This window comes from Desulfallas sp. Bu1-1, from assembly GCF_015594625.1.
Taxonomy (GTDB): domain Bacteria; phylum Bacillota; class Desulfotomaculia; order Desulfotomaculales; family Desulfallaceae; genus JADNRQ01.
The window spans coordinates 50,631-66,941 of sequence record NZ_JADNRQ010000004.1; the positions used below are offsets into that span (position 1 = coordinate 50,631).

Below are 16,311 nucleotides of genomic sequence, written 5' to 3' on the forward strand. Positions count from 1 at the left end.
TGCCGGCATGGTGTTGATTAATGAATCCAGGCGTACGGTTATAGCCCACAACGTTTACCGGGCCGAAACTTTCCTAAAACGCTTGCGGGGCTTGTTGGGCCGGGACCGGCGGGCGTTTCCGGCGGGAGCGGCGCTGCTGATACTTCCCTGCAAGCAGGTACATACGTTTTTCATGCGTTTTCCCATCGATGTGCTATTTATCGACGATCAATACAGGGTTCTAAAAACGATTGAATTTCTCCACCCTTATCGAGTCAGCCCTTTTGTCAAACAAGCCCGGGCGGTTATAGAGTTGCCCCCGGGTACTATAGCCGCAACGGGCACTTTGCTGAATGACCGGCTAAATCTGGTTAACCGGGAGGTTTGGACATGAAAATCGGACAGGGGCGGTTGTCCATAACATCAAAGATCGCCTTGAGCCTGGGTTTGTTGATCACTTTTTTAATGGTGACGGTTGGTATAGTAACTCTGTACCAGTTGAAGGCAATGGTTGAAGGAGAGGCGGTGGCCAAAGGGCGGTATTTGACCCGGGCGCTGGCTTATCGCTTGGCCGGGCCGCTTGAGTCAGGCGATCCGGGTCAATTAAACCAGCTTGTTGCAACGCTCCGGGCAGAAAATGAATTCAAAAATATTCTTGTGGCGGACACTACGGGTAGGATTATTGCCGGTACGGACGCCGGCCGGCTGGGGACAACACTGGATAACATCCGATCCTTGAAATCGGATTTTACGGTGAATTATTTATCCGGTGGCCCGGGCGGCGAACCGGCTTTTGACTTTACCGGGGTAATAAAAAGCGGAGACGGCAGGCCGGTGGGTTATTTGACAGTTGACACCGGTGACGGGCGGTTGCGGGAGCAGGTCGGACAAATGATGGTGTACCTGGGTTCCTTCGCCATTGCCGCGGTTATCGCCGGCATTTTCCTGGCCATAGTGATCAGCAGGCGCATACTCAAGCAGCCCATCGCGGATTTGGTATCGGCCACTGAAACCATTGCCACCGGTGATTTCTCCAGAAAGGCCAGAATCCATCACCGGGATGAACTGGGTAACCTGGCCATGTCTTTTAACATGATGACCGGGTACCTTGCCAACCTGTTCCATTCCATAACCTTTTATACCGGAGAACTGGTACGGTCGTGCCAGGCCCTGAACAGGAATGTCGGTTCCTCCGTTAAAACGGCAAGGAAACTTGCCGAATCGATGGAACATCACACCGGCAAGACACGGGAACATATCGCCCTGATCCAGGGGTGCAACGACCTGGCCGGCGGCCTGGTCGAGCGGGTGGAACAAACAGGTCTGTATTTACAGCAGTCGGCGGGTGAAATTGCCGCTACAGTATCCGGCAGCGAGGAACCAGCTGAATTAATTGACGGCGTGGGCCGGGATGTTGGCGACATTTACCGGTCCCTGGAGGAAATGAAAAAGGCCCTTGCGGTTTACAGGGAAACACTTGCCGGTGTGGAGCGAGCGGCCGGCCTGTATACCGGTTACCTGGACCGGAGCAGAACTTTCAATTTCGGCATCGCCGTCGAAGTGGCGAAGATTGGCGGGGGTGGCATGACGGAGAAGCTGGAGGAACTACAAAAGCTGGCCGACGAGGGCTTGGAGCGGACGGGCGAGATAACCGGCATGTTGCGGCGGGCGGGTGAGGACATCATCCGCCTGGAGGAAGCCGTAGAAAGAAATCTCGACGTAGTACGTCAAGGCGAACAGGGGATCAGGAAGGCCGGTGAACTCTGGCGGGAAATAGCCGGGAAACTGGCCGAAGACAGGGATGCCATTGAAAGGGTGATGTCCCACCTGGCGGAAAACAAAAAGCTGGGGGAAGAATTAACGGAAACTCTAAGCTATCTGGCGGGCGAGTTGGACAAGTCGTTGAGGGCGTTTGCCGGCACGGGAGAGGCAAGCGAAAAACAGGCCGAATTGCTGGGGGAACTGGAATCCTCCATGCGCAAAATATTGAGGGTATCAAATACTTTGAACAATTTATGTCTACAGTTTAAAACCTGATACGGGACTTTACGGGACTTTGTTCCTGGGCACAATCTCCCATCGACATGTGACAAAGGTCCTGGCTTTTGCAACATCAACCCCTTCGAGACGGAAGGGGTTTTAGATTTCCACGATTTTTTCTTTGATGGCCAGTAGAGCTGCCTGGGTCCGGTCTGATACTTCAAGCTTTTGAAAAATATTTGTTAAATGGTTTTTAACTGTTTTTTCGCTGATGAACAGCTTCCTGGCAATTGATTTATTGGAGTTGCCTTTTGCCACCAACCCCAGTACCTCGATTTCCCTTTCAGTCAATCCCCGGGGCCTGCTTTCCACCGGCCTGGTGGACAGTTTATTGATCTGGCTGAAAATCTTGGCCGTCAGGGAGGGGGAAATAAAGGATTTTCCTTCGGCAACTTGTAATATGGTATTAATTAACTGGTCGGGGCTGACATCCTTGAGCAGGTAGGCGGAAATCCCATTGCGAATCATTTCAATGATGTATTCATCCTGGTCGTGGATGGTCAGGGCGATGATTCCGGTGGAGGGAAAATCCGATTTAATGGTTTTGCACACTTCAATTCCGTTGATGTCGGGCAGGTTGATGTCCAGCAGCACGATGTCCGGCCTCCGGCTGCGGCAAAGTTCGATGGCCTGCCTTCCGGTGCTTGCTTCAGCTACCACTTGGAAACGCTGTTCAAGGGATAATATTTTGGTAATTCCTTCCCTGACCAAAGCGTGGTCGTCGACGATCATTATTGTTGTCTGTTTCATAATTAAACCTCCTTTCAATCATAACGTCATCGAATATGCATGTTTATACCGGTACGGTGACGGTAATTGATGTTCCTTTGCCCGGCGTGCTGGAAATTTTAAATTCGCCCCTTAAAATTTGCACCCTTTCACGCATGTTGATCAGGCCGTAGCATTCACGATTGATACTCTGTTCCACCAAGTTCGGATCGAATCCCTTGCCGTCGTCCTTAATCATAATTGTAATCTTGTTGTTGAGCTGTTCCATTTTAACCAGTACTTGTTTGGCGCGGGCGTGCTTGTGTACGTTATTCAACGCCTCCTGCACCACCCGGAACAGGGCCACCTCGGTGGCCGGCGACAGTCGCTCCTGCTTGCCGAAAAAGATGAATTCCGCGTTGATTTGATGTTGTTTCCTGTAATCTTCAATGTAGCGGTTCAGGGCGGGTACCAGTCCCAGGTCGTCCAGCACCATGGGTCTAAGGTCGAAAATGATTTTACGCACGTCCTGCAGGCTTTGCCGCACCAGTTCCTGTAACGCCACCAGTTCCTTTCTGACGTTTTGCGGATCAACGTCCATCAGTTTTAATATGTACTCGGCGCGCATGACGATGTTGGCCAGCAGCTGGGCGGGGCCGTCGTGGATTTCCCTGGCCACCCGCTTGCGTTCTTCCTCCTGGGCCTTGATGATATTAATGCCCAGTTGCTGGATTTGCATCAATTCCTCGATCCTGGTGGACAGGTTGGCCATGTGCTTGGTCAGGTACTTTAACACCACGCCCAGGTGTGACATCATGTTTTCCGCTTTTTCCAGCATATCCCGCAGGCGCCGCAGGTTGCGCTCCAGGTTGTCGCGCTTGTATCTGAGTAGTTGTTCCTGGCCTCGCAGGGCCGCTAATTCCAATTGCAGTTTTTGCGCCGTATCGTAGGCCTTTTTGATGTCTTCTTCCGAATAACAGGTGAAATCCCGGCTGACTTCCATCAGGCGGTAGCGGGCCCGTTTTTCCCGTATATTCAGCTTGTCCACCCGGTCAATTAATTGGGCGACTGATTTTTTCACCTCTTCCAGCTCGTTATTGACATAGGCGTACTCTTTACGCGCGTTTTCAGCAATGTCGTAAATTTGTTCCTGGGATTTTTCAATGTAAGTAACTGTTTCGCTAATAATTTTATCCAGAACAGACGGGTCAAACAAGAATTTCACCTGCCAAATAAAGCCGGGTGAGGTAAATTATTCGCTGTAATGCCCGGTCGATCCTGCATATATTGTCTAAAAAGATTCCTATATGATGCCGTTCTTGTGCCAGGCTGCTGGAGGGACTGGTGGATATATACATGCTTGACATCAAACCTGGTAAACATAGCCTAGACCAAGGTTATCTACTGCTCCTGGGCCATTAAGCGTAGAAACAGGCAAGGATAGCAAGGAATACCATAAGATAGGCTAGCCCAGCCTAATCGCTATTTTGATAGGGCCTGACCATATCTCTATTATAAGGAGTTTTCTTGCAATGATAAAATTTAATTGGTATATTTGCTGGTTTTAAACATCTTAAACATCTTTTTAGACTTGACAAAAATTAAGCTATTTTTGCAATATTAATAAAAAAGGATATTTTCATATAAAAAAAGCAATTAGGATAAACGCCTTTAGATTGGAGGATAAATAATAATGAATATAAAATTTGCACATACAAACATTATAGCCAACGATTGGGAAAAACTCGCTCAATTCTATGTTAATGTATTGGGGTATGAGCCAGTGTATCCGGAGCGGGATCTTAAAGGTGAATGGCTTTAACAGTTCTCTATATGAGAGACCCTGAAGGTAACATTGTTGAGATACTAAACTGGCAATAAAGTGAAGAGTATATTCATAGCTGCAGCTTTCCACAGGTCATCATGGGTTGTTATTCTTTCCGGGGAGATGTGTAGAAAACCTTATTATAGCACTCCTCTGCTCTGGTGCCCCGCTACCTGAGCGTAGCATCCAGGTAATAGTGCAAATAGGTTCCTGGCCTCAGGCGGAGGTCTGCAACGCCGGGACACATCTAAAACGCCCGCGTAGAATTACTGTGAACCGGAAAATAAATATAAATATAATATTTCCGATGCAATATATCCGTATTTACGGCAGTTTTGTCATCTGGTGTTTTGGGTAACTTGTTTGTAGGAGTGATAGTATGAACGCAAAGGAAATTATGCAACAAATACATATTTATCTTAAGCTTAATGATACATTAAAAGATGCAATTAATATTTTTAGAAGGGCTAAATTAAATGGTATTCCAATAGTAAATGAACATAATCAGTTAATAGGTATTTTTACGCGATCAAACCTTTATGACAGCCTGTTAATGGGGAAAAATCTGGAACATAAAATTAAAGACTGTATCTACCAACAGAATGTTATATATTTTCGGATGGATAAGCATTTTGATTCTTTGCATCAAATGCTTAAATGGTTGCGCACTTCTTCTGTTAGTGAAACACCGGTGATTGATAATAATGATAGGCCTATTGGCGTTATTACATACATCAATGCTGTAACTGTTTTAATAAATCGCATTGAAATTTTACATGCTCAATTAAACAGTGTTATGGAAAATATATCAATTGGGATAATATCTACAGATCCTGATGGTTACATAACTTTTTGTAACACGGTGGCTAAAAGAATAATCGATTTTCAAGGAGCGGAAGTAGTTGGTCAAAATATTTTTAAATTAGTTCCTTTAAACATCTTGGATGGATGGCAATCAATTTTAAATGGTGAAAAAATATTGCCAAGACAAGCAGAGTTTGGAAAACATAGTGTCATTGTGAGTGCTGTCCCTGTGTTTAACCAAAACAAGATTGAGAGTGTAATTTTTATTATTCATGATATGACTGAAGTTGAAAAAATGTCTAAGGAACTTAATAGTACAAAACAATTACAAACCACTCTGCAAACAATACTTGATCTAGCTTATGATGGTATTGTTGTATTAGATCAAAATGGAGTTATTACATTAGCCAACAAGGCATTCTCCGATTTGATAGGCAAGTCTTCAGGGGAACTCTTATATAAACCGATTTCTTCTGTGGTGGAAGATCAGTCAATTACCCGCCTTACCCGGGATTTGAATAAAGTAGAAGCCTGCTATGTTGCTGGTCGTCCCGCGATAGTATCAGTTGTGCCAATGAAGTATGGTGATAAAGTTCAAGGCAGTATTATAAAAATAACTGTTAGTCAACTGGATCAATTACGGGAAGTAATCTTTCAGCTTGACGACCTTAAGAGTCAGCTCGATTATTATAAAAACCAGTTACATCATTTAAACGGTACTAGATACAATTTTGATAGTATTATCACGCGAGATGAGGACCTACTAAAATTAAAAGCGGAATGTAGACAAGTAGCTAAGGGTATTTCTAATATTTTAATCCTGGGCGAAAGCGGCACCGGTAAAGAACTTTTCGCCCAGGCTATACATAACGCTAGTCCAAGGGCTAGGAAACCTTTTATAAAAGTAAATTGCGCAGCCATTCCTTTCGAGTTGGCCGAATCAGAGCTTTTTGGGTATGAGCCGGGCGCATTCACAGGTGCTGGACGTCAAGGCAAACCGGGAAAATTTGAACTGGCGAATGGCGGGACAATCTTTCTTGATGAAATCGGAGATATGCCTTTAAATCTACAAAGTAAATTATTGCGAATAATTCAGGACCGTGAGGTAGAGCGGGTGGGAGCAACCAGGACCAGGTCAGTTGATGTTAGAATTATTGCAGCTACTAACAAAAATTTAATTGACTTGGTGCAACAAGGCAGTTTTCGAAAGGATTTATATTACCGGCTTAATGTGGTTACGTTTACTATTCCTCCGTTAAGGTCAAGAAGATCTGATATTTCTCTCTTGGTAGATTATTTTATTCAAAAATTTAATAGTATTATGGGTCGAAATATTTATGGTTTGACAATCCCAGCTTTAGAATTACTTAATGAATATACTTGGCCAGGCAATGTTCGGGAATTGGAAAATGTAATTGAAAGAGTAATGAATCTCGTTTCAAAGGAAAGACAATGGTTGGACAAAGACGATTTTTCGATGTTATTATTAACGGAATCTAATATGGAATCACCCGTCATAACTACTGGAAATGTTAAAAAGGATAATTGTTCCAAAGATTACCGAACTGCTTTGGTTGAGACCGAAAAACAAGTTATTATAGAGGCTCTAGCATCAGCTTCCGGTAATAAAGCCCTTGCTGCCCGAAATCTGGGGATTAGCCGTTCAACGCTATATGAAAAATTAAGAAAATATGGCTTAGAATAAAAAAGTATATTACGCTAAACCATACAAGTGTCCGATTGAACAGACATAAAGTGTTGTGTGTTTCGGACATATAAACAGGAGGTATATATTTTTTAATTAATTTCCGCTCATTGGGCGGATTTTTTATTTGGCACCATTTTTGCGTGTAATAAAACCGAAACCACGATACTATTGGATGATATTGCCTATTTGTATATGGGACTGTCGGCAAAGTTATTGATTATTCAGATTTATTCTATTGTTTAGATTAAATACCGTTTACAGGTTAATTAATATTTTCAGAAAAATTAATGATTTCAGATTTAGGAGACTTAAAGGAAGGATTTAAAGAACCTTAGTGGCAGACCACCAGTATTATCAAAAACCTAGTAACATCCGGTGACCTGGGACTAATAAACTACCGGGTTTGGTATGATTATGCATTGCACCTGTTGACCACAGGTCTTAGGACAGCGGAATTTGTTGGTCAGGTTTTTCTTCTCGGTTTCACAATAGACCATAGGATATTTCCTGGGCACAGAGGGTGATTCAAATTCTCCGGCACTTTAAAAATTAGCATAAAGGAGGTGAAATAAAATGGAGGTTCGGGGTCGCAATTTGGTATTAGTTTTGATAGCTGCGATTGCAATCGGTTTATGCTTTATCCCTGTTGCACTTCCAAGTGGTACTTTCCCGAATAGCTGTCCGGAAATTCTGGTATGGAACATTCCTTGTATTTTACTGTCTTTTGGTATAGCTATGTATTTTTGTTTTAAAAAGTAAAAAATTAACTAGAAAGGTGGGATAAAAGTGAGTTTTGCAATAGCTATGGCAGTTTTTCTTGCTGCTAACGTTCTGTTAGGCTATATTTCTCATAGAAGGGGATTTGCGGATAGCACAGATTATTACTTGGCTGGAAAAGGAGTTAATCTAACCCTGCAAGGTTTAACTACTTTTGCCACTATATCCAGCTCATTTACAATGATGGGGGCAATAGGATATATCTATGGTCACGGATTATCTTTTCTTTGGTTGGGTTGGATTTGGTCAACTATATATACTTTATGGTGGGTTTTCTATACGCCCAGGGTGTGGTTTTTTAGTAGACAGGTTCCAATTCAAACCATTGGTGATCTGGCGCGAGATTATTTTAAATTTAAAGATGCACAAACATATATTATAGGAATTATTTCAGTACTGGCTCAAATTGGTTATATTGTTGCACAGCTAATGGCAGTAGGATTATTATTTAATATACTCTCTGGAATACCAGTTACAATTGGCGTTATTATTGCCTTGTTTATCGTTGTATTATATACGTATATTGGAGGATTAAGAGCGGTAATTTGGACCGATGCATTACAATGTGGCATTTTTTTCACTGTAGCTATAGGTACTTTCGCTTTATTCACGCCACTAGCAATACACGCTGGGTTTCCCGGTGTCTTGCTTAATATGCCGGAGCATATAACATTCCCAGGGGCGCTTGGTACATGGAAACCAGTATATGCTATAACTTACGCTTTTGCTTGGGGTATGTGTTACATGGGCTTGCCTATGTTTTTTACCAGGGCTATCACTCCCAAATCGGAAAGAGAATGTCGTAGAGGTGTCGGTATTGGTATTGGTCTTACTAACTTAGTTTGCTGGTTCTTAATGCCCATGGTGGGTTTGATGCTGCTTGTTATTTACCCGGCAATGGACGTAAAATTGGATATGGTACCAGCAACTGCAATATTTCAAACATTCCCAATTTTAGGGGTACTGTACGGAGTAGCCGTTGCCGCTGCTAGTCTTAGCACTTCAAATTCGGCTTTAATAGCAACTAGTAATATATTCTATAAAGATTTTTACGAGAGATTTAGAAAGCAAGCTATAACAAAAGAAGAAGAAGTAAAGTTTAGTAGAATATTTGTTTTAGTAGTGGGGGGCATTTGTGCATTTGCAGCTGCTCTGCAACCTGACTCAATTGTATCTCTCGTAGGGATATCTGCGTTTTTAGCTGGTATACTGTTTTGGTGCTTTATTGCACCCCCATGCTTCCCAAAATTAGCTTGGATAACCCCAGCAGCATCAATAATATCAGCTATTGTAGGTACAATTTTTGCTGCCATATTTGTTCTAGGAAAAGTACCTGCTCCTTTTGGCTTGCATGGAGCGGTAGCTGGATGGTTCATTACAATGATCCTCTTATTTGTGATAAGTCCGCTTACCAAGAAGGTTCCAACGGATTCACAGCAAAGGTACCATGCTCAGTATATACCACAGTATTTTAAACATGTTACAGATAAAGCAAATGAGTACGCACATGCAGTAACTGGTAAAAGTCAAGCCAGTGTATAAATATTATAAAAGTTTGAACATGTTTTTGGTGAGCCCCTGAGGTAACCCCGGGTTAGGTACCAGGCACCGCAGGGTAGCCTTGACAGCCCGTTAAAAGAGCTGTGGTGCAATATATCACCGACGAGGCGGATAATCTTTTATATGTTTTTGGAGCCGTCCGTCGGTAATTAAACGACACCACAGCACTTAGGGCTGTCAAGGCTACCGGTCTATTATGGAAAGTTTTAACTACGTAACACTATTTTGGATGAAAATCTATGAAACCATGTGATTTTAGGGGTCTGATCGGTCTGGCATTCTGGTTATGGTTATGCTAGTGAGGTATTCCCAGAGGAAACGGGGTGAAACTGATAGACCGTACCTAAGGTCATTGTGCCAGGGCCTACCCTGCTTTAAAAAAGGCAGTTAGTAAGAGCTATTTAAAGCTTTATTGCAAAATATGAGATAGGAGGTTGTAGGATTTGGACATAGGAAAGGTAGTTGCAGATGTTATTAATACGAGGGTTAGTGTTCGCAGGTACTTACCTGAAATGATTACGGAAGAGGAGATAATTGCAATTCTTGAGGCTGGAAGGAGAGCGCCATCAGGGGAAAACGCCCAACCATGGTCTTTTATAATTGTGAAATCCGAGGAAAATAAAAAAATTTTAGGTCAATTATGTAAAAGGGGTAGTGGGAGACACTTTACAGGCGAATATGTCACCAGGAAAATGCAGGAGCGTTTCGAAAGCCTAACTGACATACAAAAACGAAAAAGAGTATTTAAGAAACTTACTTCAGGTGATGTATCCGCTTTTGTAGCCGAGGCACCGGTTTTAATTATTGTAATCGGCTTAAAAAATGTTTTGAATACACCTTATGATTGTTCTGCAGCTATAGAGAATATGCTTATTATGGCACATGCTATGGGTTTGGGTGGGTGTTGGGTAAATGCGTCTACTTTGGATATAAGAGACGAGGTAATGTTAAAGAACTTTTTTGAAATTCCAAATGAGTATAAAGTTATTAGTATAATAGCTTTTGGTAAGCCAAGAACAAAACACAAACCAAGGCCTAGAAAACCGCTAGAACAAATGGTTTATAAGGAAAAATACGGTATAAAATACTTTATTGGCGGTGAGGGTTGTGAATAATACTTTTCTTCAAAAGCAAATTAATTATTTAAATGATATATTAGCAGATACTCTTAAAAGTTTTTGGGACGAGAGGGGTAGGGGCGCCCGGTATAGGACCACTCTTATTGGAATAGATAGATATATTAAATTAAATGAAAACAGCTTTATACATAAGTCTGAAAATTGTTTGACGGCTATGCAAAATGTTAAAACATACTTGGAAGGTCATGGTATTATACTAAGCATGTCTTATAACCAAAGACAAGACTTTTCTGAGGTTCTTGATGTTGAAATTCATGGATGCCTTCACCTTGGTATGGAAAGTAAGTTGTTGGAAAATGGAGTAGAAGAACCGCTCGCATGTCCATGTGCTAATCTTATTATGTATTTAATTGAACAGACCCAGGGGTTAACAACAGAATTAGCTGATATAAAGATTATTAATGGTGAGGTTTGCAAACTTTGTATTGTCATATTCAGGCCTAATGATTAGGAAGCTAAAATGAAAATACAAAATAAATTAATAACATTGGAAGATGCGGTTACAACGGTTAAGGACGATGAATATGTTGACATTCAGCGGGCTTGCAAAGGCCCTATGGCCTTTGTTTGCGAACTTGCTAGAAAAAAACTATAGGTTGGTGTATGAAAAACAGGACATATGTACGGCAATCCGGATTGCATTGGACATTCGTTCATGAAAAACATTTTTCGAAAACCTGTTTATAGGGATTAAAACACTCAAGTCCCTTACTACTAAACCACTACGATCAAACACGTTTGTTACAGTGGAACCTGTAATAAACGTTCTTTTTGTTATTGCACAGTAGATTTGGTATGGTTTTTGCACTGTACAAAATATAAGGAGCAAAAAATAAGATTTTATTATAGAGAGATACTGGCGTATATTCTGATTTAAAAACCTTGGATTTTAAATTCACTTTAGGACAGGACCTCAAAGAGTTTTTGGTTGCAAAGGCTAAAAAAGTTGAGGTCACTATGGTATTGATTTCTGCGGAACAGTCATCCGTAGCGAATATTAAAAATATTTGGAAGCTTACGTAGTTGCCAAGTATAAATGGCCAGAAGGAATGTTTATAGTTAACAATTTACCTGGGATAGCAGGCGAATAATTTCAAAAATTCATTCTTTTAGGAAGAAATTATAGTGAAAGGGGCCAGCTACTGCAGGGGATATAGACATGGGAGAGCGTATAACTCAGGGGGCTGGTGGATGGTCAAATAAATAGAATAGCATTTAGAGGATTTAGGGGGTTATAAGATGAGCGAAAATTCATTTTCCGGAATTAAAGTTCTCGACTTAACAAGGTATTTACCAGGGGCCTACGCTACACAGGTATTTGCGGATCTTGGAGCGGAAGTGATAAAAGTTGAAGAGATAACAAAGGGCGATTTTTGCAGGTTGGATCCGCCAAAATTGCATGGCGTTAGTTACTACTTTGCAGCCTTATGTCGCAACAAAAAAAGCTTATCCCTTAACCTCAAAAGCAACGACGGGCAGCGGATATTTAAACGGTTGGCTGAAGAGGCGGATGTAATAATTGAAAATTTTCGCCCTGGAGTTACACAACGGTTGAACATCGACTACTCTGAAATCAAGAAAATAAACCCCAAAATAATTTACTGTTCCTTATCGGGTTTTGGTCAAAACAACCCTGCAAGCTTAAAAGCTATCCATGACGTAAATTTGCAGGCGTTAAGCGGTTATTTATCATTAAATGGAGGCAAGCTTTCTCCGGTGCATTTAGCTGACGTGGCAACCGCTATGGTTGCTGCTCTGGGTATCGCTATAGCTTTATTTCACCGTGAAGCGACTGGAGAAGGTCAGTACGTTGATGTAGCGATGTTTGATTCATTTTTGTGGTGGCTTAGCCTGTTATATAGCAGATTCCATTTTCAAGGAAATTACATTTCCCAAGAGACACTGGAATACCCCGCGCTTTGCTACAACATCTATAAGACAAAAGACAACCAGTTAATGGCATTTGGTATGGTAGAAACGAAGTTTTGGCAGGAGTTTTGTGAGAAAACAGGCATGGAGGAACTAATCCCCAAACAATTTTTACGGCGCCACGAAGATCAGGAAGCCTGGGAAAAGATGTGCGACTTGGTGGCTAGCAAAACTCAGGAGGAATGGTTAGAGTGGCTTAAGGACAAGGACATTTGTGTAACCCCGGTCAAGAATATGGGGGATGCCATAAAAGACATCTTGGCAGCAAATAGCGGAATAATGGATTACGTGGATTTTCCTGTCGTCGGGAAGATATTGCAAACTGGATTACCGTTAAAGCTATCTGGAATTCCTACTTCGCTTCAATCAGTGTCACCTCCGCCAGAATTAGGACAGCATACTGGGGAGATTTTGGAACGAATTGGGTTCAAAAGGGATGATATCGAGGCGTTCGCTAAACTGGGAATCGTCGGAGGAGTATGAATTAGTCAGTAGAATAGCTAGTTCTTTTGGTTTAGTTGGGGCCGTTATTTATATCTAGCATCGAATGAGTAACGTTTTGTAGCCGGAAGTACAATTATCGTAGATGGAGGGTGGATAATCCAATGACGGGAAATTGGTTTGGTGTTTTACCTTTACAGGGTCAGGTAGCGGTAGTAACCGGTGGAGGGACAGGGATTGGACGCGCGATAGCCTTGGCTTTGGCTGGAGCGGGAGCAAAAGTAGTGGTTGCCAGTCGCAACAAAGAAAAGTTATTAAGAGTTTGTGAAGAAATCAAGGCCAACGGCGGTGAGAGCCTTGCTGTTCGTACCGATGTCACCTGCCAGGAAGATATAGATAACTTAATTGCAGCGTCATGTGAAGCTTTCGAACGAATTGACATCTTAGTAAACAATGCGGGTATGGCAATTCCAAGGACAAGCGCCCTTGATGTGTCAAGGCAAGATTGGGAAAAAATTCTTGGGGTAAATCTGACGGCGGTATTTTTTGTTTCTCAGGCCGCTGCAAGGGTTATGGCTAAAAATGGCGGTGGTAGAATAGTCAATATCACGTCGATAAGGGGCACCAATGCCCTGCCGGGAATTACTCCTTATTGCACGTCGAAAGGTGCTGTGATGGCTTTGACAAAAGCACTGGCCGTAGATCTTGCTCAGTATAATATTAACGTTAATGCCGTGGCGCCCGGGTACGTTCCTACTGATATGGTTGCAGGTTTGTTGGCTGACCCTGACAAAACCAATTTTATTCTTGAGCGCACCCCTTTACACAAGATGGGAACACCGGAGGAGGTGGCAGCTGCTGTGCTTTATTTCTGTATTCCCCAAGCATCATACACTACTGGTCACACCTTGGTTTTGGATGGTGGGTGGTCTTGTTATTAATCATCTGGTTTTAACTACTTGGCTTTAATCGCACAGAACAATCATTGAATTATTAAAGGGTGATAAATCATGGAGATGGCTTTATCGGGAGTAAGGGTATTAGGGGCAACCAGGTTGTTGGCTGGACCATATGCAGAAATGTTGCTAGCAGATATGGGAGCGGAAGTTATACACGTAGAACTTCCGGGTTTTGGGGATGAAAATCGCCATTCCTTTCCAGTAGTCAATGGAGAGGGAACTTGCTTTCTTGCCACAAACCGGAATAAAAAAAGTATTACATTAGACCTGCGAACACCGGAAGGTCAGCAAGTGTTCAGGGATTTGGCTAAAATATCCGATATTGTAATTGAAAATAACCGTCCGGGAACAATGGACAAGTGGAATATTGGTTATAACCAATTAAAAGAGGTTAATCCAGGTATTATAATGACCTCAATTTCCGGTTACGGACAATCCGGGCCATATAGCTCAAGGCCCGGGTTAGATATAGTTGCCCAGGCTATGGGTGGGTTAATGAGTCTTACCGGCATGCCAGGAGGCCCACCCCTGCGGGTAGGCAATGCATTAGCTGATTTTTTGGGAGGGGTGTACGCAGTCTACGGAACTCTATCAGCACTATATTATAAGCAAAAGACCGGATTAGGGCAACATGTTGACTGCGCTTTGGTTGATAATGTCGCTGCGATTCTGGAGAACGTGGTGCCTAATTATGACCTCTTGGGACTGAAACCGAAAAGGGATGGCAGCCGTATTGCATGGGTGGCGCCCTATAACTGCTATTCTGCAAAGGATGGGTATGTGGTCATAGGGGTAACCAGCAATGTTCTGTGGCATAGGCTGGTTCGGGTTATGGGACGGAAAGAACTAATAGATGATCCGAAATTTGTGACACCATCGGCAAGGGTTGAAAACGTTGATGAGGTCGATGCAATTACTCAGGCCTGGGTAGCAGAAAGGACGGTAGATGAGGTCGTTTCCATACTAGCCGAGGCTGGAGTACCCTGTAGCAGAGTGAATGACGTAGACACATTGCTGGAAGATCCACAGATAAAAGCTCGAGAAATGTTTGTAGAAGTAGAATATCCTTCTGTTGGTAAGTTTAGGGTTTCTGGTGTTACTCCCAAGTTATCTTTAACCCCTGGAAGGGTCTACGCACCTCCGCCGACACTAGGACAGCACAATGATGAAATTTATCGAGGTCTTCTAAAATACTCAGATAAAAAAATAAAAGCCCTTTCGGAGGCAGGTGTGATTTGATCGAGTAAACTTGCGAACAGCAGGCAAAGCGATACGGACTTTATTTAGATAATGGCATTGTTTTTTTAACAAATTTTTTAAAGAACTGAAGCAAGGCAAAGAGGAGGCTAGGTTAAGTTATGATGAATGCTGTTCTGAAGTATAAAGGGGCCCCGGGACATATGAAATTTGCATCTGTCCCAATTCCTTCGATTAGCCCTGATCAAGTTTTAATTGAAGTAAAATTTTGTGGGATTTGCGGAACAGATCATTCTTTATATCACTGGAACGAAGCGATTGCCAAAGCTTATAAGATTGACTTTCCTCGAATCCTGGGTCACGAATTCGCTGGAGTAGTTTCCGAAGTAGGTAGCGAGGTGCAAGGAATTAAAACCGGGGATCGTGTCACTGTAAACCCCATTCTCTATTGTGGGCAATGTAGTTATTGTGCTGAAGGTATTATCAATGTATGTGACAATCGACCATTTTTAGGTACGGATTTTGATGGAGGATTTGCACAATTTATAGCTGTTAGAGCGCAGAACGTAATTAAACTTCCAGATAGTGTAAGTTTTGAATCGGGGGCATTAATGGAGCCCCTTTGCGTAGCCATTCATGCTGTTGAAAGAGTGAAACCTGGATTAGGAGAGGTTGCTGTCGTTATTGGGGCGGGAGCGATTGGGCTACTAATACTTATGGTTCTAAAAGCTATTGGTGTTAACCGAGTAATTGTAACCGGTTTAAGTGTTGATAAGGACAGATTACAATTAGCTAAATCCTTAGGGGCTGAGACTATTAATATTGAAGAACAGGATCCTGTGAGCATAGTAAAAGATATTACCGGCGGCAGGGGAGCAGATATGGTGTTTGATGCTGCCGGACATCCTTCAGTAGTGCCACAGGCAATGAAAATGGTAGCCAAGCATGGAAAGATAGGGGTAACCGGTTTGCCGTCGATACCAAGTGAGATCATGATGACTGAAGTATCATTGAAAGAAATAACTATCATCGGAAATAGGGCTTATGAACTTAAAACGTGGCTACAGGCATGTAAATTGTTAGAAGGTGGTTTAAATGTGGAGCCAATAGCAACCCATACGTTACCTCTAAAGGATTGGGAAAGTGCTTTTAATTTAATTGACCAAAGGCAGGGTTTACGGGTATTACTTGCCCCATAGTTTTTTCGGAAATGATAATATATGTATTTATTGGGTTAATGGTCAC

13 protein-coding genes are annotated in these 16,311 nt (G+C 42.5%); 11 read left to right on the top strand and 2 right to left on the bottom strand.

Annotated features, from left to right (window positions below; translation table 11 throughout):
* The first annotated feature begins 7 nt into the window (after positions 1-7).
* Both IT084_RS05815 and IT084_RS05820 read left to right on the top strand, forming a co-directional pair.
* Complete coding sequence (locus IT084_RS05815; protein ID WP_195711912.1) at positions 8-373, top strand: DUF192 domain-containing protein; 366 nt, start codon at positions 8-10, stop codon at positions 371-373.
* On the top strand, positions 370-2,016 hold the full coding sequence (locus IT084_RS05820; protein ID WP_195711913.1) for a methyl-accepting chemotaxis protein: 1,647 nt from the start codon (positions 370-372) through the stop codon (positions 2,014-2,016). The genes IT084_RS05815 and IT084_RS05820 overlap by 4 nt, the downstream gene beginning before the upstream one ends.
* A gap of 102 nt (positions 2,017-2,118) precedes the next feature.
* Here IT084_RS05820 and IT084_RS05825 read toward each other — a convergent pair whose 3' ends face one another.
* A complete protein-coding gene (locus IT084_RS05825) occupies positions 2,119-2,769 on the bottom strand; it encodes a response regulator transcription factor (protein WP_195711914.1) in 651 nt (216 codons plus the stop codon).
* Between the two features lie 43 nt (positions 2,770-2,812).
* The gene (locus IT084_RS05830) at positions 2,813-3,952 is read right to left on the bottom strand and encodes a sensor histidine kinase (protein WP_313885431.1); all 1,140 of its coding nucleotides are present in this window, start codon (positions 3,950-3,952) and stop codon (positions 2,813-2,815) included.
* A 979-nt stretch (positions 3,953-4,931) separates the two neighbouring features.
* On the opposite strand from IT084_RS05830, the gene IT084_RS05835 reads away from it, so the two are divergent.
* The 9 genes from IT084_RS05835 (at position 4,932) to IT084_RS05875 (ending at position 16,265) form a co-directional block, all read left to right on the top strand.
* Positions 4,932-7,061, top strand: coding sequence for a sigma-54-dependent Fis family transcriptional regulator (locus tag IT084_RS05835; protein ID WP_195711916.1), 2,130 nt, complete (start codon positions 4,932-4,934; stop codon positions 7,059-7,061).
* Positions 7,062-7,637: 576 nt separating this feature from the next.
* Entirely contained in the window at positions 7,638-7,823 is a 186-nt protein-coding gene (locus tag IT084_RS05840) for a hypothetical protein (RefSeq protein ID WP_195711917.1), read from the top strand.
* A 27-nt stretch (positions 7,824-7,850) separates the two neighbouring features.
* Entirely contained in the window at positions 7,851-9,383 is a 1,533-nt protein-coding gene (locus tag IT084_RS05845; protein WP_195711918.1) for a sodium:solute symporter, read from the top strand.
* A gap of 461 nt (positions 9,384-9,844) precedes the next feature.
* Entirely contained in the window at positions 9,845-10,516 is a 672-nt protein-coding gene (locus IT084_RS05850) for a nitroreductase family protein (RefSeq protein WP_195711919.1), read from the top strand.
* Entirely contained in the window at positions 10,509-10,991 is a 483-nt protein-coding gene (locus IT084_RS05855) for a hypothetical protein (protein WP_195711920.1), read from the top strand. The genes IT084_RS05850 and IT084_RS05855 overlap by 8 nt, the downstream gene beginning before the upstream one ends.
* A gap of 788 nt (positions 10,992-11,779) precedes the next feature.
* Positions 11,780-12,952 (top strand): CaiB/BaiF CoA-transferase family protein, encoded by a 1,173-nt coding sequence (locus IT084_RS05860; protein ID WP_195711921.1) that lies wholly within the window; start codon positions 11,780-11,782, stop codon positions 12,950-12,952.
* Between the two features lie 122 nt (positions 12,953-13,074).
* Complete coding sequence (locus tag IT084_RS05865; protein ID WP_195711922.1) at positions 13,075-13,851, top strand: SDR family NAD(P)-dependent oxidoreductase; 777 nt, start codon at positions 13,075-13,077, stop codon at positions 13,849-13,851.
* A 69-nt stretch (positions 13,852-13,920) separates the two neighbouring features.
* Positions 13,921-15,108: a CaiB/BaiF CoA-transferase family protein gene (locus IT084_RS05870; protein ID WP_195711923.1), complete on the top strand. Its 1,188-nt coding sequence runs from the start codon at positions 13,921-13,923 to the stop codon at positions 15,106-15,108.
* Positions 15,109-15,227: 119 nt separating this feature from the next.
* The gene (locus IT084_RS05875; RefSeq protein ID WP_195711924.1) at positions 15,228-16,265 is read left to right on the top strand and encodes a zinc-binding dehydrogenase; all 1,038 of its coding nucleotides are present in this window, start codon (positions 15,228-15,230) and stop codon (positions 16,263-16,265) included.
* Positions 16,266-16,311 lie beyond the last annotated feature (46 nt).